This is a genomic window from Pseudochrobactrum lubricantis (assembly GCF_041929865.1).
In the GTDB taxonomy this organism is placed as follows: Bacteria; Pseudomonadota; Alphaproteobacteria; order Rhizobiales; family Rhizobiaceae; genus Pseudochrobactrum; species Pseudochrobactrum saccharolyticum.
The window spans coordinates 991,067-1,012,072 of sequence record NZ_JBHEEE010000001.1 but is presented as its reverse complement, the minus strand read 5'-3'; the positions used below and the strand labels follow the sequence as shown (position 1 = coordinate 1,012,072).

The following is a 21,006-nucleotide window of genomic DNA, read 5'->3' as shown; positions in this document are numbered from 1 at the left end:
CTGCCATGACGGCGGATCGACAGAGAGGCAAACCAATGAACAACAATAACAGCACCTTCCGTGCTGCTCTCGATACAACGAATCTTGCAATCTCCGCGCTGCTTGAACAGATCGGCCAATTGCGTACAGGTGATGCTGTTGAACTGATTAACGAGCTTGATCTCGACGATCAGGTCACTTTATTCCGCAGCATTTCAACCGAACAGGCTGTTCTTTTTCTGGATCAGCCGGAACTGCATTATGCAGACCAAATCATTGACAGTCTGGATAACGGACGCGCTGCAGAGATCCTGAACGGCATGTCTGCAGACCGTGCAACAGACATCTTCCATGATCTGGACTGGCCGTCCCGCAACCGTCTGTTTTCAATTCTTTCGCCGGAAACCAAAACCGCGCTGAAAAAACTGATGGGCTATCCGGCCGATACCGCCGGTGGTCTGATGACAACAGAATTTATCGCTGTGCCATCCACATGGACAGTCGAACAGACTTTAGCTCATATCCGGCAGGTCGAGCGCTCCCGTGAAACGGTCTATGCCATCTATGTTGAAAATCCGGAAACCCGCATTTTACAGCATGTGGTATCACTGCGCCGTCTCATCACTGCCAATCCGCAAGCCGGTATTGCAGAAGTCGGCCGTGATCAGGAACCGCTGACAATTCCGCCAATGATGGATCAGGAAGAAGTCGCACGTCTGTTCCGCAAGCACGATCTTCTGGCAATTCCTGTTGTGGACGAACAGCACCACCTGATCGGCATTGTCACCGTGGACGATGTGCTGGACGCCATGACCGAAGAAACTTCGGAAGATGCCTATAAATTCGGTGGTATGGAGGCTTTCACCAAGCCTTATATGCAGATCAGCTTCTTCGAAATGCTGCGTAAACGCGGCGGCTGGCTTTGCATTCTTTTCTTAAGTGAAATGCTGACGGCCAGTGCCATGCAGCATTTTGAAGTGGAACTGGAAAAAGCCATCGTTCTGGCACTGTTCATTCCGCTGATTATGAGCTCCGGCGGTAATTCCGGCTCGCAGGCCACATCCCTGCTGATCCGTGCCTTAGCATTGCAGGATCTCAAACTCGGTGACTGGTGGCGTGTGGCACTGCGCGAAATACCAACAGGTCTGGCGCTGGGTTCCATGCTGGGCCTGATCGGCTTTGTCCGTATCGCAATCTGGCAGAAAACCGGCCTCTATGATTACGGTGAGCATTGGGTGCTGATCGGCATTACAATTGCCGTGGCCCTGATCGGTATTGTGCTGTTCGGCTCTCTCTCCGGCTCGATGCTGCCGTTTGTTCTGCAGCGTCTCGGTCTTGATCCGGCCAGCGCCTCTGCACCTTTTGTGGCCACACTTGTCGATGTGATGGGCTTGGTCATCTATTTCAGTGTTGCGGTTATTTTCCTCACCGGAACACTGCTTTAACCTCGGAACAGGCCGGAATTTTCCGGCCTTTTTCTTATGCTGAAAATGTCCGTCAGGCTTTTTATGCAGTCAGTGCACAGCAGCAATGAGATATGCAATATGCTAAAATCAGCCCGCCCCCTTTTAAAATTGGCGAAAAACCTGTAAGAGCGCCCCATTATCTGCGGCGTTCACGAGGGATATCCTTAAGCGTCCCAACCCCCTATTCAGAGTGATAACTCAATGCAATTGCGCAACATCGCGATCATCGCACACGTTGACCACGGCAAAACGACCCTGGTTGACGAACTTCTGAAACAGTCCGGTGTATTCCGCGACAATCAACGCGTTACCGAACGCATGATGGACTCCGGCGATATCGAGCGCGAGCGCGGCATCACCATTCTTGCCAAGGCAACTTCCGCTGTCTGGAAAGATACACGCATCAATATCGTTGATACTCCGGGCCACGCCGACTTCGGCGGTGAGGTTGAGCGTATCCTTTCGATGGTTGACGGTGTTGTTGTTCTCGTTGACTCCGCTGAAGGCCCGATGCCTCAGACCAAATTCGTGGTCGGTAAAGCCCTGAAGCTGGGCTTACGTCCTATCGTTGCGATCAACAAGATCGACCGTCCGGATGGTCGTCATGAAGAAGTCATCAACGAAGTTTTCGACATGTTCGCAGCGCTCGATGCGACTGACGAACAGCTCGACTTCCCGATCCTTTACGGTTCAGGCCGTAACGGCTGGATGGCAGAAAACCCGGAAGGTCCGAGCGATCAGGGTCTGGCTCCGCTTTACGATCTGATCGTCAAGCACGTTCCGGCACCAAAGGTTGCTGAAGGCCCGTTCTCGATGATCGGTACCATTCTGGAATCCGATCCGTTCCTCGGCCGTATCATTACCGGTCGTATCCATTCCGGTACTTTGAAGCCGAACCAGTCGGTTAAAGTGCTCGGTCAGGACGGTAAGCTGCTGGAAAACGGTCGTATTTCCAAGATCCTCGCTTTCCGTGGTCTGGAACGTACTGCCATTGAAGAAGGTGTGGCAGGCGATATCGTTGCTATTGCCGGTCTTTCCAAAGGCACCGTGGCTGACACATTCTGCGATCCTTCAATCAACGAAGCCATGAAGGCTCAGCCGATTGATCCGCCGACCGTTACCATGTCCTTCATCGTGAATGACAGCCCGCTGGCCGGCACCGAAGGTGACAAAGTTACCAGCCGTGTTATCCGCGACCGTCTGCTGAAAGAAGCTGAAGGTTCGGTTGCTCTGCGCATTGAAGAATCCGAAGACAAAGATTCGTTCTATGTTTCCGGCCGCGGTGAATTGCAGCTTGCTGTTCTCATCGAAAACATGCGTCGTGAAGGCTTCGAGCTGAGCATTTCCCGTCCGCGCGTTGTGATGCACAAAGACGAAGACGGCAATCTGCTGGAACCGGTAGAAGAAGTCGTTATCGACGTTGACGAAGAATATTCCGGTACTGTTGTTCAGAAAATGTCTGAACGCAAAGCAGAAATGGTTGAGCTGCGTCCATCCGGCGGCAACCGCGTTCGTCTGGTATTCTTTGCACCGACCCGCGGTCTGATCGGTTACCAGTCTGAACTGATGACTGACACACGCGGTACAGCGATCATGAACCGTCTGTTCCACGAATATCAGCAGCACAAAGGCGAAATCGGCGGACGTAACAACGGCGTGCTGATCTCCAATGATCAGGGCGAATCGGTTGCCTATGCAATGTTCAACCTTGAAGACCGCGGTCCGATGATTATCGATGCCGGTACCAAGGTTTATCAGGGCATGATCGTTGGTATTCATACCCGTGACAACGATCTGGAAGTCAACGTGCTGAAAGGCAAGAAGCTGACCAACATGCGCGCATCCGGTAAGGATGAAGCTGTTAAGCTGACCCCGCCGATCCGCATGACTCTGGAACGCGCTCTGTCCTGGATTCAGGATGACGAACTGATGGAAGTAACACCAAAATCCATCCGTCTGCGTAAGCTCTATCTGGATCCGAATGAACGCAAGCGTTTCTCGAAGTCCAAAGGCATGTAATCTTGCTTAAAAAGAAAACGGCGCTTAAAGCGCCGTTTTTTTATTCCCTGAAGAACTCAAGGCCGGTTACTTAACAACCAGAACCGGTATTTTGCTCAGTGACAGAACTTCTGCTGCCTGACTGCCCAGCAAAAGCTTATTCATGCCACGGCGGCCATGCGATGCAACCACAATCAGTTCAGCCTGATGGGTCTCGGCAGCTTCAACAATACCCACAGCCGGTGACTGATTTTCAATATGCAGACCTTCAACAGTCACACCGGCATCGCGCGCTTTGGCGATCGCCTGCTGCACAATGGCTTTTGCCTGCTCTGCCATGGAGGTGCGGTATTCTTCAAAAATTTCAGGTGAAGTGCTCAGACCCGGCGCCACAACAATGCCGTAGCTCGGAAACAGATCCGTTACAGTCAGCACTGTAATTTTAGCGGAAAGTTCTTTGGCCAGACCAATTGCCTGTTCCAGCCCTTTATTGGCAAGCTCCGAACCATCAGTCGCCACTAAAATATGTTTATACATGTTCTCGTCTTTCCCTTTTACAGCATCCGCCGGAATGCACCCTGTCTATTATATGTGTGTTTCTGTTCCGGTTTTTCAATCGGCATTGCCACAAACACGCAATGTTCAGAATAGACTCCTGTGAGACACATCATAATATAAATCTAGGAATGAACAGGCTCAAATACATTGATCAGGATCAAAATGATTGTGATTTCCCGCATCGAAAACAGCCTGAAAACTATATGGAATATGCTGAACTGCGGCTCCCGCCCCGCCCTCATGCTATAAAATAATTCTAATATTTCACATTGATAGAATAATATTCTAAGTTACCCCTGCATTCTGGAAGCCTGCTTCTATAATCCTGAACGGTCAGGCTCTATGCTTTGCGAAAAGATCAGGAGATTTGGTATGAGCGATTCTAACAAACCAGGCCGCGGCCGTATTTATTCTTCTATTATTGATACAATCGGCAACACACCGCTTGTCCGTGCGGATAAATTTGCCCGCGAAAACGGCGTGGTCGCCAATCTTCTCGTTAAACTCGAATTCTTTAACCCGCTGGCCAGTGTCAAAGACCGTATTGGTCTGGCTATGATTGAAAGCCTTGAAGCCGAAGGCAAAGCTGTTCCGGGTAAAACCGTATTTATCGAGCCGACATCCGGTAATACCGGTATCGCACTGGCTTTTGCCGCCGCCGCCAAAGGCTACAGCCTGATTCTCACCATGCCTGAAACCATGTCGATTGAGCGCCGTAAATTGCTCAAATTGCTGGGTGCGGAACTGGTGCTGACCGAAGGCGCAAAAGGCATGAAAGGTGCTATTGCCAAAGCGGAAGAACTGGCTGCAGGCAATCCGAACGCAATTATTCCGCAGCAGTTTGAAAATGCCGCGAATCCGGAAATTCACCGCAAAACAACAGCGGAAGAAATCTGGAATGACACCAATGGTGAAGCGGATATTCTGGTTTCCGGCATCGGTACCGGCGGCACGATCACCGGTGTTGGGCAGGTGCTGAAAGCACGCAAACCGTCATTCAAGGTCGTCGCGGTTGAACCAAAGGATTCGCCGGTGCTTTCCGGTGGCAATCCGGGGCCTCATAAAATTCAGGGCATCGGCGCAGGCTTTGCGCCAAAAACATTGGATACCGGCGTTTATGATGAGATCATTCAGGTCGCCAATGAAGATGCATTCGCTTTTGCACGCCAGATCGCCAAAGTTGAAGGTATTCCGGTCGGTATCTCTTCCGGTGCGGCACTGAAAGCTGCTGTGGAAGTAGGTAAACGTCCGGAAAATAAAGGCAAAAACATTGTCGTTATTATTCCGTCCTTTGCCGAGCGCTATCTCTCAACCGCTCTGTTCGACGGGCTTGATGCCTGATCTGCCTGCTTAAAACCATCAGCTATAAAACCGGCGCAATCGTGCCGGTTTTTTTTATGTAACTCTTTGGTTTCCAGTGCAGAAGCGCTGCCGTAAATATAAAGCGAATGCTTTGTCACCCATGCCCGATACAGCACATCAGGCACTGGTCTCTCATGTGCAGTCTCTTTCATCACGCAAAATTCATATCAGAAAAATATCCGGTTCTGTTAAATGGGAAACAAGAATCGAACCGTACGGTTTAATACACTTAACCTATGTTTCAGTTCGTCTATCTCAGGAAAATACAAAAAAGATTTCACGTGAAACGCAAACAATCCAAGCGCAGAGCAACTGATCTATGACAGACAAACTTTCTGAACCATCTTTAATGCTGCCATTTCTGGCGCCTGTTTATGCCCGTTTTCATGATATTGCCTATGCAGTGATGCGTGCGGCCAGCGGCGGTATCATGGCTTTCTTCGGCTGGGAGAAGCTGTTCAACGGCGACATGCCACGCGATATCGAATTGTTCCGGCAACTGGGGCTGGAACCGGCAATCCCTTTGGCCTATTTCACCAGTATTCTGGAATTTATAGGGGGCATAGCCATAGCGATCGGCCTGTTCACCCGCCCCCTCGCCTTTATGCTCTTCATACAAATGATTGTTATTCTGGTGATGGTGATGATCCCGCGCGGCAGCGGTTTCCAGCTTTCAACCGTCTGGTTCGGTGTCTTCATGTATCTGAGCGTAGCCGGTAGCGGACGCCTGTCGCTGGATCGCCTGATCGGCAAACAGTTCTGAAATACAAAAGCCGGCTCATGAGCCGGCTTTATTCATTTTCAGTTGACCGGATCTGGGAGCTATCCGGAAAACAGTAAAGCTAATACCTATGCGCCCAGCGGGCGCACAGAGATCGCTTTAGTGCGAATGACGGGCAGCACAGGCCGGACCCGGGCCACGCATATAATGGCGCTCCGGACGATAGCTTGGTGCCAGAAACTCGCGAATAATTTTAAAAATTTGACGAAACTGAACGATCAGACCCATCACACTACACCCTGATTAATTTAACATTATTATTTTTGCTGAAGCACAAATCACAACAGTGAATTTAAGGTAAATATTAGCGAAGAAAGGTGAACACGAAGTGAATTCACATACTTAATGAGCGATTAAAAATAACCTTTTATTTATTAACCCGACAAAAAACCCTGCATTTCTTGATCAAATGCAGGGTTTTCAGCAATTTATGCACTCAAAATATTAACGGGTCGGTACCGGTTCGTCACCACGATAGTCATAGAAACCGCGACCGGTTTTACGTCCGAGCCAACCGGCTTCAACATATTTCACCAGCAGCGGGCACGGACGATATTTCGAATCCGACAGTCCTTCATAAAGTACCTGCATAATCGACAGACAAGTATCCAGCCCGATGAAATCGGCCAGCTGCAACGGCCCCATCGGATGATTGGCACCAAGCTTCATGGCTGTATCAATGGCGTCCACAGTGCCAACACCTTCATAAAGCGTATAAATCGCTTCATTAATCATCGGCAGCAAAATACGATTGACGATAAAAGCAGGGAAGTCAGCGGAAACCGTAATGGTTTTGCCCAGCTTCTGCACGAAATCCTGTGCAACGGCGAAAGTCGGTTCTTCTGTGGCGATACCGCGGATCAGTTCAACCAGTTTCATCACCGGCACCGGATTCATAAAATGAATACCGATAAAGCGTTCAGGACGATCAGTGGTAGCAGCCAGACGGGTAATTGAAATTGAAGATGTATTGGTTGCCAAAATAGCATTGCTGTGCAGATGCGGGCAGACCTGCGCAAAAATCTGTTTCTTAATGGCTTCATTTTCCGTTGCAGCTTCGATCACCAGATCGCAAGGTGCCAGATCAGCCATGGTTTTGGCCGGCTTAATCAGCGCAAGACTGGCAATGCGCGCTTCCTCAGCCAGTTTGCCCGAAGCAACCTGACGCGCCATGTTACCGCTGATGGTGGCAATACCGTTTTCCAGTCGCTCAAGCGAAGCATCATGCAGGAGCACATCGTAACCTGCCAGCGCGCAAACATGAGCAATACCATTGCCCATCTGCCCTGCACCGATGATACCCACTGTTTTGATTGTAAAACTCATGATCCGCTCCGATCCCTTCGTATCAATAAATTTACAGCAATAACGCCAATTTTTCTCCGCCTACATGAGCAGTCTCATGCAGATAAGTCTATCCCTGATTAAAGCAAAACGCGCCCGGATTAAATATCCGGACGCGTTATAATATCAGAGACAATCATGCCTGATTGTCATGATCCTGATTAAAGTGCTTTTTCAAGCTCCGGCAAAATAGTGAACAAGTCACCAACCAGACCATAATCCGCAACCTGGAAAATCGGTGCTTCTTCATCCTTGTTGATCGCAACGATCACTTTGGAATCCTTCATACCGGCCAGATGCTGGATCGCACCGGAGATACCGCAAGCGATATACAGTTGTGGCGCAACCACTTTACCGGTCTGACCAACCTGCCAGTCATTCGGTGCATAACCCGCATCAACAGCCGCACGGCTCGCGCCGATAGCAGCACCGAGCTTGTCTGCAACCGGTGTGATCACTTCGTTGAATTTCTCAGCGGAACCAAGTGCACGGCCACCGGAGATGATGATTTTCGCTGAAGTCAGCTCAGGGCGGTCACCGCCGGAGATTTTTGCCTCAACAAATTTCGACACAGCCGGATCATTGCCTGCATCCACGCTCTCAACCGCAGCAGAACCGCCTTCACCGGCAGCCGCAAAAGAAGCGGTACGCACAGTGATAACCTTCTTGGCATCTGTGGTTTCAACAGTCTGAATCGCATTACCCGCATAAATCGGACGTTTGAAGACTGTCGGAGACACAACTTCGGTAATTTCCGAAACCTGCGCCACATCGAGAAGTGCTGCAACGCGTGGCAGCACGTTTTTACCCGAAGTGGTCGCCGGAGCAATTACAGTGTCATAGGAACCGGCAAGAGCAACCAGCAATGCTGCGGTTGGTTCGGCCAGACGGTTTTCCAGTGCATCGCTCTCAGCGAGCAGGACTTTGCGTACGCCTTTCAGCTTGGCCGCAGCATCAGCAGCAGCTTTGGCGCCTTTACCCGCAACCAGAACATCCACATCACCGCCGATAGCGAGCGCAGCAGTCAGAGCCTTTGCAGTCTGGTCAGAGAGGCTTGCATTATCGTGTTCTGCAAAAAGAAGAATAGCCATAATCGTTTTCCTGTCCTGACCGCTTACAATACGCCTGCTTCGTTTTTGAGCTTGTCAACAAGCTCAGCAACGGAAGCCACTTTCACACCGGCTTTACGGCCGGAAGGCTCTTCGGTTTTGAGGATTTTCAGACGCGGCGCAGTATCAACACCGTAATCAGCCGGTGCCTTCTCATCCAGCGGCTTCTTCTTCGCCTTCATAATATTCGGCAGAGAAGCATAGCGCGGCTGGTTCAGACGCAGGTCGGTCGTGACAATCGCAGGCAGCTTGACTTCAATCGTCTGCAAACCACCGTCAACTTCACGGGTCACATTGGCAGAAGCGTCTGAGAGCTGTACTTCCGAGGCAAAAGTTGCCTGTGCCCAGCCAAGCAATGCAGAAAGCATCTGACCGGTCTGGTTCGCATCATCATCAATCGCCTGTTTGCCGAGAATAACCAGCTTCGGCTCTTCTGCGGCAACAACGCCTTTCAGAATCTTTGCAACGGCAAGCGGCTCGACAGCATCATCGGTTTTCACGAGGATAGCGCGGTCTGCGCCCATCGCCAGAGCGGTACGCAGGGTTTCCTGCGCCTGTGCAGGTCCGATAGACACAACCACAACTTCAGAAACTTTACCGGCTTCTTTAAGTTTCAGCGCTTCTTCAACCGCGATTTCATCAAACGGGTTCATCGACATTTTGACATTGGTCAGCTCAACGCCTGAACCGTCACTTTTCACCCGGATTTTGACGTTGTAATCAACAACCCGCTTAACTGCGACCAGAACTTTCATTCGGTTAAGATCCTCTCCACTTGAGCAGCATTTGCTGCTCTCTTCGACCGGACATAAGCCCTTTTCTTGCCTGTGTCCGCCTGCCTCTCAGTCAGATACAGTTTTAAAGCATGGCCTCATAAACAACTTGCCTGAAGCCGACATACCAAAACTCTATCGCAAACACGCCTGATGCACCGTCAATTTTTGACGGAGATTTCAGAAATTTCATAAGACCGTAATTCTGAACCATAGAGAGGTCAATCATAACCGGCAGAAGGGCTATGAAATATCATCATAACTATCTTCGAAACATGACGGATGATGTCGCAAATATACAAAGATTAACGCGCATTTTGATCTGATCGTAGCGGGATAAGAAATCAGTCCGGTGACTGATTTCCCCGCGAAGGCGCATACACTTTCCAGAATGCGCTCTTAGAGCATGTCGCATTTAATTCCACCCACTGCGCTCGCTCTATCCTTTGTTTTTACGCATGTCGTTATCGGAAAACCGGTGCCCACTTTTCCGCGACATGCTCTTAGCGTGTCAGCGCCGGTATCCATAAAATATCATCCCGCCCCTGATTATTCGCAATACGGGCAGCCACAAAAAGCAGATCAGACAAACGATTGATATAACGCAGGGCAGCACCTGAAACCTGCTCATCAGTCTGTGCCGCCAGTGCCACCATGGCGCGCTCTGCACGTCGTGCAATCGTTCTGGCCATGTGCAGATGCGCGGCGGCCGGTGAACCACCGGGCAAAATAAAGGAGCGAAGCGGTTCCAGCTGTGCATTCAGCACATCAATTTCCTGTTCCAGCCGGTCAACCTGATTGTCCACAATCCTCAAAGGCTCATAGCCGAGATCTGCAGCAGTGCCGGAGGCAGGATCTGAAACAGCAGCGGGGGTGGCAATGTCAGCACCGAGGTCAAAAAGATCATTTTGCGCCCTTGTCAGCATAGCATCAACATCCGGCAGGATCAGCGCGGTATAAAGCCGTGCCATACCGATCGATGCATTCAGCTCATCAATATCACCACAGGTCACGATGCGCAGATCATCTTTTCTGCGTCTCGGGCCGCAGGCCAGACCTGTTGTACCGTCATCACCGGTACGCGTGTAAATTTTATTCAGCTTAACCAAAAATGCCTCACCGGTTACTGCTCATACAAGTGCAATTAGCGGCGGGCAAAATATAATGCACCAACCATCAGCACCACGGCAATGAACTGAAACATAATACGCAGACGCATCAGCTTGTTGGATGTATTACCATCGCCGTTGCGCATCATATTGCGCAAACCCAGCAACAGAACAATCGCCACGGCAATCATGGCAATGATCCCTGCAAATTTAAAACCGCTGTCCATTCTTTCCTCCCGATTGCTTTTCAGCAATCCTCCGTCTTTCCCGCTCAATGTGTAACAGAAGCTTTTTGCGGCAGATAGAGCATTTCCCGCAAAAGTGTGCAGCGGTTTTGCGTTAGGACAATGCGGCTAAACAAACCAGCATTTCCCGCAAAAGTGCGCAGCGGTTTTGCGTATGGACAATGCGGCTAAACAAACCAGCATTTCCCGCAAAAGTGTGCAGCGGTTTTGCGTTAGGATAATGCAGTGTACTTGCGTTCTTTTACGACTGATCAGCCAGCATTTTATAAAGCCAGCGTGCAGGCAGCAGGCGTTTGGCAAGTATGCCGAGTTTTGCCGGACGGGTAACCGGATAATGCGGGCGCGGACGATCACTTTCCAACGCATGCAACAGAACCTCATAAACAGCATCAGGCCCCAGCTTCACAGAGGATTTCGTGCCGCCGCTTTGTAATTTTGCGAATTGCCGCCGGTAATCTTCTGCATGAACGGAATTGTCCATATCAATATATTTTTGCGCATAAGCCGCCGCATTGGCTGCAAATTTACTGGTAATCGGCCCTGGTTCGATCATGGAAACAGAGATGCCGGAACCTTCGAGTTCCATGCGCTGCACCAGCATAAGCCCTTCCAATGCAAATTTGGATGAAACATAAGCCCCGCGCCATTTCATCGGCACCAGACCGAGAATAGATGAACAATGCACCAGACGTCCCTGTTTACTCGCCCGCATTGCAGGAATCAGCCGCTGCGTCAAATCCTGCCAGCCGAAGAAATTGGCCTCGAACTGCAAACGCAGAGCCTCCATCGGCAAGTCTTCCACCGCGCCCGGCTGTGCATAGGCACCATTATTAAACAGCGCATCGAGCTTATGGTTGCACAGGTTAAGCACACTCTCAGCCACAGCAGCAATCGACTCCGGCTCACAATAATCCAGATAAAAGGTCTCAAAACCCTGTTCCCGCAAATAGGCCAGATCCTGTTCTTTACGGGCAGTGGCAAAAACCCGCCAGCCGCGCTCTTTAAGAGCCTGCGCACAGTAAGCACCAATGCCGCTGGAACAACCGGTGATTAAAATGGTTCTTTGCTGCGCAGATGGAATTTGCACATTTTTGGCCATATGCTGATCTTTATCCGTTGGTTTGCGGGCTGATATCATTGCAATTCCTGTCCGCAGAGTTTTTATACACGTTGAATTTTTGACTTGTGGTCAGTTATACCACACAAACTTGTAATCAGCTCTGCCACAGACGAAAACGAATGAGCCGAACTAAAGGAATTTTCTGTCTATGCGAAAGATAATCCGCTTCCTGCGACAGATCACAACTGATGCAATCGGTCATTTTATATCCGATGATGGCTGGGCTTTCGCATCCCATATCGCCCTCTCCGGCCTGATGGCGCTGTTTCCGTTTCTGATTTTTGCAACAGCACTTGCCAGCTTTCTTGGCGCAGATGCTTTTGCCGAGACAGCGGTCCATGTGATTTTTGATACATGGCCTCCCGCCATTGCCGCTCCGATTGCCCGTGAAGTGCAAAATGTTCTGACGATTCCGCGCGGTGACCTCCTGACCCTCAGTGTGATTGCCGCTGCCTATTTTGCCTCCAATGGCGTGGAAGCTTTGCGTGTAGCACTCAACCGCGCCTATCGCGTGACAGATACCCGCTCTATTCTATTTTGCCGTGCGCAAAGCCTTGGCTTTGTGATTATCGCCACGCTCAGCATCATGGCCATCAGCTTTCTGCTGGTGCTTGCGCCGCTGGCCATCCGTCTTGCAGAACAATGGGTCCCCGCACTGGAAACCATGTCGATTTCATTCGGTTTCTGGCGCTATGCAATTGCGCTTTCGGTGTTGGTTTTCGGACTATTTGTCGTGCATATCTGGCTGCCGGCCGGACAAAGATCATTGCTGGATATTCTGCCCGGTATTGCGCTGACACTGATTGCATGGCTGGCCGGTGCAACCGCCTTTGCCCGTTATCTTGAAAGCTTTGCCAGCTATGTCACCACCTATGCCGGTCTGGCATCGATCATGGTGGCGATTGTGTTTCTCTATATTATTGCCGCGATTTTCATCATTGGCGCAGAAATCAACGCCGCTATCATGCAATACCGCAATCGCGAACAGCAATAAGGATACAAAAAAGGCGCGGAGACCGCGCCTTTTTCTTTATTATTTTCTCAAAAATCAGGCAGCTGATTTCGGCTTGATCAGATTACGCTCCAGCAACAATTCAGCGATCTGAATCGTGTTCAGTGCTGCACCTTTGCGCAGATTATCCGCCACAATCCACATGGAAAGACCGTTTTCCAGTGTGATGTCATCACGGATACGCGAAATGAATGTCGCGTCTTCGCCGGCGCTTTCATAAGGGGTGATGTAACCACCGTCTTCATGCTTATCAACAACCTGACAACCCGGTGCATCACGCAGGATATCACGGGCTTCATCAGCGCTGATTGGCTTGTCGAATTCAATATTCACAGCTTCAGAGTGACCGATAAAGACTGGTACACGCACGGCAGTGCAGGAAACTTTGATCTTCGGATCCAGCATTTTCTTGGTTTCGGCCATGACTTTCCACTCTTCTTTGGTGGAGCCGTCTTCCATGAAGGAATCAATATGCGGAATAACGTTGAAAGCAATGCGCTTGGTAAATTTCTGTGCTGTGACAGGATCAGCAACAAAAACCGCGCGGGACTGCTGGAACAGCTCGTCCATACCTTCTTTACCGGCACCGGAAACCGACTGATAGGTTGCAACAACAATACGCTTGATGGTGGCCGCATCATGCAAAGGCTTGAGAGCAACAACGAGCTGGGCAGTCGAGCAATTCGGATTGGCAATGATATTGCGCTTGCGGAAACCGTCAATCGCATCCGGATTGACTTCCGGCACGATCAGCGGCACATCGGCATCATAGCGCCATGCGGAAGAATTATCGATAACCACGCAACCCTGCGCGCCGATTTTTGGTGACCATTCCTTGGAAATATTACCACCGGCCGACATCAGACAAATGTCAGTATCGGAAAAATCATAGGTGTCGAGCGCTTTAACTTTCAGTGTCTTATCGCCGTAAGACACTTCCGAACCCTGACTGCGGCGGGAAGCAAGAGCCACCACCTCAGAAGCCGGAAAACCACGCTCTTCGAGAATATTGAGCATTTCGCGCCCCACATTACCTGTGGCGCCGACAACAGCAACTTTGAAACCCATGTGAAAAATCTCCTGTCCCTCTCCGCTTTCACACCAGAAAACCCGTGGCCACGCAGGTTCTCCGCCCCGGGCCTAACCCGGGAGAGGGTGAGCAGGCCAAGGGATCAGACCGTTTTGGTGGTCGTTTTCGAGGTGATTGTCTTCAGGGCAATCATGGCCGTTTTGGTAATACCGAATGCAGGAGAAGCTACACCCATAGCTCCGCCGCCGGAGAAATCTCCGGAAAATGCTGGCAAAACTGATGGCAAAGCGAGGGATTCCACGCGCTGTCTCCTAATTCACTGCTGCTTTTAACGCGATTTTGCCAAGAGTCAATTGCCGTTTATGTCGTCAAAGCCGCCAAATGTTTAAGAAAATACCAAATTTCCAATAAGCTGCGTTCGCATCCGCGCCGTAAAGAAAAATATTTCACCATTATTATACTAAAGAATACTGACGCAAATCCCGTTTTCAGTTCATTCTGTCTGCGACTGCTTTGCCAGGCGGCAATAGAAACCGCGCGACTGCAGGCACCTCCGGCCACACCGGCTACGAGACGAATTCCGCATATTGAAAGGCTGAGAATAATCAACACCCGGTGGCAATAAGGGAACTGCCGCAGGGTTTATCCGGGAGGACAAATTATGGCAGCAATTGATGGTGCGCGTGAACGCGCCCCTAAAATGACCAAGGAGGAGCGCAAAGTTATTTTTGCCTCGTCTCTTGGTACAGTATTTGAATGGTATGATTTCTATCTCTACGGCTCACTGGCAATTTATATCGGTGCTGCCTTCTTCAGTGAATATCCTGAAACAACCCGTAATATTTTCGCGCTGCTGGCTTTTGCGGCGGGCTTTCTTGTACGCCCGTTCGGCGCGTTGTTCTTTGGCCGTATCGGCGATCTGGTAGGCCGTAAATATACGTTCCTTGTCACCATTGTGGTGATGGGACTTTCCACCTTCCTCGTCGGTCTGTTGCCGGGCTCGGCATCTATCGGCATTATCGCACCGATCATTCTGATTGGTCTGCGCATGCTGCAGGGTCTCGCACTTGGCGGTGAATATGGCGGTGCGGCCACTTACGTGGCTGAACATGCACCAAACGGACGCCGTGGTTTCTATACTTCATGGATTCAAACTACCGCGACTTTCGGTCTCTTCCTGTCTCTGGTGGTCATTCTGCTGATCCAGAATTCCATGACAGCTGAAGAATTTGCAGCATGGGGCTGGCGTATTCCGTTCCTGATTTCAGTCGTTCTGCTCGGTATTTCCGTCTGGATCCGTATGCAGATGAGTGAATCCCCTGCTTTCAAGAAAATGAAAGAAGAAGGCAAACAGTCCAAGGCTCCGCTGAAAGAAGCTTTTGGTCACTGGAAAAACGCCAAGATTGCTCTGATTGCCCTGTTCGGCCTCACCGCCGGTCAGGCTGTGGTCTGGTATTCCGGTCAGTTCTATACGCTGTTCTTCCTGCAAAACGTGCTGAAGGTTGAAAGCATCTCGGCCAATATCATGATTGCTATTGCCCTTCTGATCGCAACCCCGTTCTTCCTGTTCTGGGGCTGGCTGTCGGATAAAGTCGGCCGCAAGCCGATCATCATGGCAGGTCTGGCACTGGCAATCTTCACCTATTTCCCGCTGTTTAAAGCCCTCACAGCAGCCGCCAATCCGGCGCTTGCCCGTGCAGAAGCCACCATCAGCGCAACCATCACCGCAGCACCGGGCGATTGTACTTTCCAGTTCAATCCGGTCGGTACAGCCAAATTCACCACATCCTGTGACGTGGCAACCGCCTTCCTGTCCCGCTCTTCTGTTCCTTATACGGTTGAAACCGGCGCAGCAGGCACACCAGCAAGTGTGAAAATCGGTGAAAGCACCATCACATCCTATGATGCGACCGGTGCCGATGCCGCAACCCGTGCACCGGCTTTTGTTCACGATGTGAATCTGGCTCTGCAAAAAGCAGGCTTCCCTCTGGTGCGTAATGCTGCCAAAGTACCGGATGCCAAGCTGGATGCATTTGTTGCCGCCAATCCGGAACTGTCGCTGAATGCAGATACGATCCGCGCCGGTGAATCCGTCAGCATGACAGCCGATCAGATGGTTGCTGCCAAACTGGTTGCGGCAGCTGATGCCGCAACAATCGGCGAACAGAAAGTTTATACCATTCCTGATGCAGGCACCTTCAAAATGGTTGCCGATCCGGATGAAGTAAACTGGCCGCTGACCATTCTGATCCTCACCATTCTGGTGATCTATGTGACGATGGTTTATGGCCCGATTGCCGCTATTCTGGTGGAAATGTTCCCGACCCGCATCCGTTATACCGGTATGTCACTGCCTTACCATATTGGTAACGGCTGGTTCGGTGGTCTTCTTCCGGCAACCGTGTTTGCGATGAGCGCTGCCAAAGGTGATATTTATTACGGCCTCTGGTATCCGATCATTATCGCTCTGATGACTCTGATTATCGGTCTGATCTTTGTACGTGAAACCAAAGACCGTGACCTCAATCACGTAGAGTAAAAACTCTGCTGCAAAATAAAACCGCCGGAGCAGCATTGCTCCGGCGGTTTTTTATGATCAATCGGTTATTATAGATGTTAAGCAGACAATGCTTTGAACTTGGCGAGAATTGCGTCGCCCATTTCAACAGTACCGACTTTCTTCGAGCCTTCCGACCAGATATCACCGGTACGGATACCATCATCAAGAACCGCAGCAATGGCAGCTTCCAGACGATCTGCTTCTTCAATCAGGTTGAAGGAGTAGCGCAGGCACATTGCGAAAGAAGCAATCATTGCAATCGGATTGGCAATGCCTTTGCCAGCAATATCCGGTGCCGAACCATGTACCGGCTCATACAGCGCTTTGCGTTTGCCTGTTGTTGCATCTGGCGCACCGAGCGAAGCGGATGGCAACATACCAAGCGAACCGGTCAGCATAGCAGCAACGTCAGACAGCATATCACCGAACAGGTTATCGGTTACGATCACGTCGAACTGTTTCGGCCAGCGTACCAGCTGCATACCACCGGCATCCGCCAGCATATGCTCAAGCTGCACATCAGCATATTTTGCTTTATGGATTGCGGTGACAACTTCGTTCCACAACACGCCGGATTTCATCACATTGCGTTTTTCCATCGAAGTGACTTTGTTGCCGCGTGTCCGCGCCAGTTCAAAAGCCACACCGGCAATACGCTCGATTTCATAGGTTTCATAAACCTGCGTATCGATACCGCGCTTCTGACCATTGCCCAGATCAATGATTTCTTTAGGCTCACCGAAATACACACCGCCGGTCAGTTCGCGAACGATCAGGATATCCAGACCTTCAACGACTTCCGGACGCAGCGACGAGGCATCAGCCAGTGCCGGATAGCAGATTGCAGGGCGCAGATTGGCAAACAGCGCCAGATCTTTACGCAGACGCAGCAGACCAGCTTCCGGACGCACTTCATAAGGCACGCTGTCCCATTTCGGGCCACCAACAGCACCAAACAACACGGCATCAGCGGCGAGCGCCTTTTCCATATCGCCTTCTGAAATCGCCTGACCATGGACATCATAGGCGGAACCGCCCACGAGGCCTTCGTCTGTCTCGAAGCCGAGGCCTTTTTCTTCATTCAGATAAGTGATGATTTTGCGGACTTCCGCCATTGACTCAGGGCCGATGCCGTCGCCGGGCAGAAGAAACAGTTTTCTGGTCGCCATAATGCCATGCCTTTTTTCAGATCGCCGGACGGTCTGTTCCCGCCAGCGATCTTCTTTAAATTCAGAGCACCCTCCCCCCGCAATTAATCTCAAAGGCAAAGCGCTCACGCGAAAAATTCGCGTTATTCATAGCCCAGAATCTCAGAGAGGGGGAAGTGTCAAACGCAAGATTTGACTCATATTTTTGCGATTCTCGCAATAATCCTAAACGGCATGCAGCCATGGATGAAAATACTTCCGTCTGCTTTGCCGCTTAGACACTTATCGCTTTGAGAGATGTATTTTAATCTAAAGAGCGGGCTTCCGATGCCAGCAGAATCGGTATGCCTTCCCGCACCGGATAGGCCAGTTTTGCCTTTTTAGAAATCAGCTCGCTGTGCTCGCGGTCATAATCCAGCACGCCCTTGGTCAGAGGGCAAACCAGCAATTCAAGCATTTTCGGATCGATCTGCTTTATACTATCCTGATCGTGCATACTTCAGACCCATATATTCTCAGGCTATTGCAAGCCTGAACCATAATCATCGCCGTTGCGTACCAGAGCAATTTCAGTAATCGCAACCAAAGTTTCCGCACGGGTTTTCAGATCAGGCGCTTCCAGCAAAGCCTGTTTTTCCGCCTCACCAAAAGGCGACATCATTGACAGCGCATTGACCAGTGTTTCATTGCCTGCCTTGGCAATGCTTTCCCAATCCGCCTCAAGACCATTGGCTTCGAGATAATCGCGGAATGCCTGCAACAGCGCTTCACGATCAACCTCTTTTTCGCCCTGCTCTTCTTCGAGATCCTGCAGATAAGGTGTGATCCGCGCCATACGGAACGGATGCGGCACCGGCAGTTCTTCCTCCAGCCGGAAACGGCAAATGCCCTGCAATGTAATCAGCACACGGCCATCACCGGTTTCAGTATAGGAGGTGATCCGTCCGAGACAGCCGACCGCACTCAGCTCCGGCCTGTCCGTGCCTTTGGCAGCGCCTTCTTTATCTTGCACTGCAACACCATTGACGATTTGCGGCTGAATAATCCCGATCACACGGTCACCGGCCAAAGCCTCATCAACCATCACCAGATAACGCGGTTCAAAAATATTCAGAGGCATTTGCCCGCGGGGTAAAAGCAGACCGGCTACCAGCGGAAATACAGGAATCACTTCCGGTAAGTCTGACGCTTTTCGGTAATGGACATTGCCCGCCTGCATAAATTCACCTCACATCTCAATACCGGATTACTGTTCCGGTATTGTATCATAATTTAACAACTGTGCCCGCTGCTCAGGAGAATAGCAGCGACGACAATTTACGGCGACCGTTCAAAGTTGCCGGATCTTTAAAGCCCCATGCTTCAAAGAATTGCAGCAACTGCTTGCGTGCACCATCATCATTCCATGTACGATCCGCTTTCATAATCGCCAAAAGACCGTCAGCGGCTTCCTCACGTTTATCCAGTGCATTGGCAATCATTGCCAAATCAAAACGTGCCTGATGATCGTCCGGATTGGCAGCCAGTCGTGCCTGTAACTCAGCAGGATTGCCAAGATGCGCAACCTGATCTGCCAAAGCGAGACGCGCCTCAACGGCGCGGATTTTCGCATCGTCTTTCTGTTTATCCGGCACCTGAGCAAGCACTTCGCGTGCTTTTTCAAGTTCGCCCAGATCAAACAAGCACTCGGCCAGACCGGCAAGAGCAGTCACATTATCCGGCACATTCTGCAAAACCGCTGCATAAATCTGTGCAGCCTGATCCGGTTCGCCATGCTCCTGCATTTCCTGTGCAGCAGCCAGTGCCTCTTCAATCGCAGCCTGAGGGCCGCTTTTTGCACCGGCGCTTTTGGCAACCTTATCAATAAATTCTTTGATTTTGCTTTCCGGCAAAGCACCCATGAAACCGTCAACCGGCTGCCCATTGACGAAAGCAATCACGGCTGGGATCGACTGAATACCCAATTGTCCGGCAATGACCGGATGGTCATCAATATTCATTTTCACCAGTTTGACTGTGCCCTGCGCAGCATTGACAGCGCTTTCAATCAGCGGTGTCAACTGACGGCACGGACCGCACCACGGCGCCCAGAAATCCACCAGCACCGGCTGATTGCGGGACTCACTGATAACATCCGCTGCAAAGCCCGCAGTCGTTGTATCTTTAATCAAACCGGCTGCGGAATCAGAACTGCCAAAACCCGCCAGCGATGACAGCGCCCCGGCACTGTCTTCAGCCTCTGCCGGAGCTGCAGTTTCAGCGGACGTATTATAGGTCACGCTGGTATTACCCTGACCGGAGGCTTGGCCATAAGTTGCCCCGTAAGGGTTACCGCCATAAGGATTATTAGCGCTGTTCATTGTCGTCCCTTAATCCGTTCTTCCCGTAGCCATATTACATCATAAATTCAGCTGACTGCGAGCCATGCTGTAATTATGGCAGAATATAATATCTCTGCCATGTTAATTCGGCATTTTCAGCGGCGCTTTCAAGCCCCGCTTTAAGCCGGAGCTGTTTCTGCAGTGCTGACAGACACTATACGCGCTTCATGTCCGGTGGCTTCCAGAAACTTCAGCAAATCATCACGGTGAATCGAGGTCGTCGCCTCATTGGTCAACGGATGCGCATTGATAATCTCATGACGCATCAAGGCTTCGTCCAGAATGATGCTGACCTGATGGTGCGTATCATTAATCGCACCGAATGCAGATACGGCACCCGGTATAAGCCCCAGATATTCCATCAGCTTTTCCGGTTTGCCGAAAGAGACCTTACTGGCAGCACCGATCAGCGTATGAATGGTTTTGAGATCAACAACCGCATCTTCTTCAACAGTCACAAGGAAGAAATTGTCTTTCTTGTCTTTCAGAAAAAGATTTTTGGTATGGCCACCGGCAATTTCCCCGCGCAAATTCTGAGAATCGGCAACTGTAAACAGAGGCGGATGCGTAACAGTTTGTACCTTGATCCCGAGCGTATCGAGATAATCATGCAAATCAGCAGTGGTTTTTGGCATTTTTGTCTTCTCCTCCAAAGCAGGCTGCATATCTCTTACAAGACAAGCATAAAAAGCTGCAAGAAAACGACAAAGATATGCGTTTGAAACAAAAATGCCGCCGCTTTCACGACAACAGCCTCAAATTAATGACTGCACCATGCTTCGACTCATTTATTTGCGCTCAAAATATCCTGCTCGCAGGGTTCAAGATCGAATCATTACAAGGATTTATGCACCTTAAAACGGTACTTCCCGATATATCAGGCCATCCAGCCGTGCGAAAAATGCCTGTATTCAGGGCTTCCTGAATTATACACAAAACTGTTTGAAGTTTTTGCAGATTTCCTGTTGCAAATCACTCAGGCTTTTGCCATATAGCGCAGGCCTAACCAACAAACTGGCGCGAGCGGGTGT

Annotated in this window: 22 protein-coding genes; 7 read left to right on the top strand and 15 right to left on the bottom strand. The window is 50.5% G+C overall.

The genetic code is table 11. The features are described from left to right. Nucleotides 1–35: 35 nt before the first annotated feature. Nucleotides 36–1,424, top strand: coding sequence for a magnesium transporter (gene mgtE / locus JNC80_RS04480; protein ID WP_376709609.1), 1,389 nt, complete (start codon nt 36–38; stop codon nt 1,422–1,424). 222 nt (nt 1,425–1,646) lie between these two features. Next, nucleotides 1,647–3,464, top strand: a complete 1,818-nt coding sequence (typA, locus tag JNC80_RS04475; protein ID WP_022709449.1) for a translational GTPase TypA — start codon at nt 1,647–1,649, stop codon at nt 3,462–3,464. Between the two features lie 66 nt (nt 3,465–3,530). Here typA and JNC80_RS04470 read toward each other — a convergent pair whose 3' ends face one another. After that, entirely contained in the window at nt 3,531–3,980 is a 450-nt protein-coding gene (locus JNC80_RS04470) for a universal stress protein (protein ID WP_022709763.1), read from the bottom strand. A gap of 393 nt (nt 3,981–4,373) precedes the next feature. Between JNC80_RS04470 and cysK the strand changes: the two genes are divergently transcribed. Together cysK and JNC80_RS04460 are read left to right on the top strand one after the other, a co-directional pair. Continuing rightward, nucleotides 4,374–5,342 carry a cysteine synthase A gene (gene cysK / locus JNC80_RS04465; protein WP_022709764.1) on the top strand — a complete coding sequence of 323 codons (969 nt, stop codon included), beginning with the start codon at nt 4,374–4,376 and terminating at the stop codon, nt 5,340–5,342. A 340-nt stretch (nt 5,343–5,682) separates the two neighbouring features. Beyond that, a complete protein-coding gene (locus tag JNC80_RS04460) occupies nt 5,683–6,126 on the top strand; it encodes a DoxX family protein (protein WP_116088558.1) in 444 nt (147 codons plus the stop codon). A 117-nt stretch (nt 6,127–6,243) separates the two neighbouring features. Here the strand turns inward: JNC80_RS04460 and JNC80_RS04455 are convergent, their stop codons facing one another. The 7 genes from JNC80_RS04455 to JNC80_RS04425 all read right to left on the bottom strand — a co-directional run bounded on the left by JNC80_RS04455 (nt 6,244) and on the right by JNC80_RS04425 (nt 11,823). Beyond that, the gene (locus JNC80_RS04455) at nt 6,244–6,372 is read right to left on the bottom strand and encodes a hypothetical protein (protein ID WP_321209210.1); all 129 of its coding nucleotides are present in this window, start codon (nt 6,370–6,372) and stop codon (nt 6,244–6,246) included. Nucleotides 6,373–6,588: 216 nt separating this feature from the next. Beyond that, nucleotides 6,589–7,470, bottom strand: a complete 882-nt coding sequence (locus tag JNC80_RS04450; protein WP_022709364.1) for a 3-hydroxybutyryl-CoA dehydrogenase — start codon at nt 7,468–7,470, stop codon at nt 6,589–6,591. A gap of 179 nt (nt 7,471–7,649) precedes the next feature. Continuing rightward, nucleotides 7,650–8,579, bottom strand: coding sequence for an electron transfer flavoprotein subunit alpha/FixB family protein (locus JNC80_RS04445; RefSeq protein WP_075653796.1), 930 nt, complete (start codon nt 8,577–8,579; stop codon nt 7,650–7,652). A gap of 23 nt (nt 8,580–8,602) precedes the next feature. Further along, a complete protein-coding gene (locus JNC80_RS04440; protein WP_022709362.1) occupies nt 8,603–9,352 on the bottom strand; it encodes an electron transfer flavoprotein subunit beta/FixA family protein in 750 nt (249 codons plus the stop codon). A 521-nt stretch (nt 9,353–9,873) separates the two neighbouring features. Beyond that, nucleotides 9,874–10,479, bottom strand: coding sequence for a cob(I)yrinic acid a,c-diamide adenosyltransferase (locus JNC80_RS04435; RefSeq protein WP_376709607.1), 606 nt, complete (start codon nt 10,477–10,479; stop codon nt 9,874–9,876). A 35-nt stretch (nt 10,480–10,514) separates the two neighbouring features. Continuing rightward, a complete protein-coding gene (locus tag JNC80_RS04430; RefSeq protein WP_376709606.1) occupies nt 10,515–10,706 on the bottom strand; it encodes a twin transmembrane helix small protein in 192 nt (63 codons plus the stop codon). A gap of 259 nt (nt 10,707–10,965) precedes the next feature. Next, nucleotides 10,966–11,823, bottom strand: a complete 858-nt coding sequence (locus JNC80_RS04425; protein ID WP_376709652.1) for an SDR family oxidoreductase — start codon at nt 11,821–11,823, stop codon at nt 10,966–10,968. A gap of 169 nt (nt 11,824–11,992) precedes the next feature. Between JNC80_RS04425 and JNC80_RS04420 the strand changes: the two genes are divergently transcribed. Beyond that, complete coding sequence (locus JNC80_RS04420) at nt 11,993–12,838, top strand: YihY/virulence factor BrkB family protein (RefSeq protein WP_121992240.1); 846 nt, start codon at nt 11,993–11,995, stop codon at nt 12,836–12,838. A gap of 54 nt (nt 12,839–12,892) precedes the next feature. Here the strand turns inward: JNC80_RS04420 and JNC80_RS04415 are convergent, their stop codons facing one another. Both JNC80_RS04415 and JNC80_RS04410 read right to left on the bottom strand, forming a co-directional pair. Further along, on the bottom strand, nt 12,893–13,924 hold the full coding sequence (locus tag JNC80_RS04415; RefSeq protein WP_376709605.1) for an aspartate-semialdehyde dehydrogenase: 1,032 nt from the start codon (nt 13,922–13,924) through the stop codon (nt 12,893–12,895). A 104-nt stretch (nt 13,925–14,028) separates the two neighbouring features. Then, nucleotides 14,029–14,187, bottom strand: coding sequence for a hypothetical protein (locus JNC80_RS04410; protein ID WP_210215493.1), 159 nt, complete (start codon nt 14,185–14,187; stop codon nt 14,029–14,031). Nucleotides 14,188–14,547: 360 nt separating this feature from the next. Between JNC80_RS04410 and JNC80_RS04405 the strand changes: the two genes are divergently transcribed. Further along, entirely contained in the window at nt 14,548–16,425 is a 1,878-nt protein-coding gene (locus JNC80_RS04405) for an MFS transporter (RefSeq protein WP_376709603.1), read from the top strand. 77 nt (nt 16,426–16,502) lie between these two features. Here the strand turns inward: JNC80_RS04405 and leuB are convergent, their stop codons facing one another. From leuB to JNC80_RS04380, 5 genes are all read right to left on the bottom strand, one after another. After that, the gene (gene leuB / locus JNC80_RS04400; protein ID WP_376709602.1) at nt 16,503–17,615 is read right to left on the bottom strand and encodes a 3-isopropylmalate dehydrogenase; all 1,113 of its coding nucleotides are present in this window, start codon (nt 17,613–17,615) and stop codon (nt 16,503–16,505) included. A 283-nt stretch (nt 17,616–17,898) separates the two neighbouring features. After that, the gene (locus tag JNC80_RS04395; RefSeq protein ID WP_022709272.1) at nt 17,899–18,090 is read right to left on the bottom strand and encodes a Trm112 family protein; all 192 of its coding nucleotides are present in this window, start codon (nt 18,088–18,090) and stop codon (nt 17,899–17,901) included. A 24-nt stretch (nt 18,091–18,114) separates the two neighbouring features. Next, nucleotides 18,115–18,813, bottom strand: coding sequence for an LON peptidase substrate-binding domain-containing protein (locus JNC80_RS04390; RefSeq protein ID WP_075653808.1), 699 nt, complete (start codon nt 18,811–18,813; stop codon nt 18,115–18,117). 73 nt (nt 18,814–18,886) lie between these two features. Next, the gene (trxA, locus tag JNC80_RS04385) at nt 18,887–19,954 is read right to left on the bottom strand and encodes a thioredoxin (RefSeq protein ID WP_151158902.1); all 1,068 of its coding nucleotides are present in this window, start codon (nt 19,952–19,954) and stop codon (nt 18,887–18,889) included. A gap of 140 nt (nt 19,955–20,094) precedes the next feature. Further along, the gene (locus JNC80_RS04380) at nt 20,095–20,610 is read right to left on the bottom strand and encodes a prolyl-tRNA synthetase associated domain-containing protein (RefSeq protein ID WP_075653812.1); all 516 of its coding nucleotides are present in this window, start codon (nt 20,608–20,610) and stop codon (nt 20,095–20,097) included. Here JNC80_RS04380 and JNC80_RS04375 point away from each other — a divergent pair. Next, nucleotides 20,604–20,900: a hypothetical protein gene (locus tag JNC80_RS04375; RefSeq protein WP_376709601.1), complete on the top strand. Its 297-nt coding sequence runs from the start codon at nt 20,604–20,606 to the stop codon at nt 20,898–20,900. The two genes, JNC80_RS04380 and JNC80_RS04375, sit on opposite strands and share 7 nt — an antisense overlap. Nucleotides 20,901–21,006 lie beyond the last annotated feature (106 nt).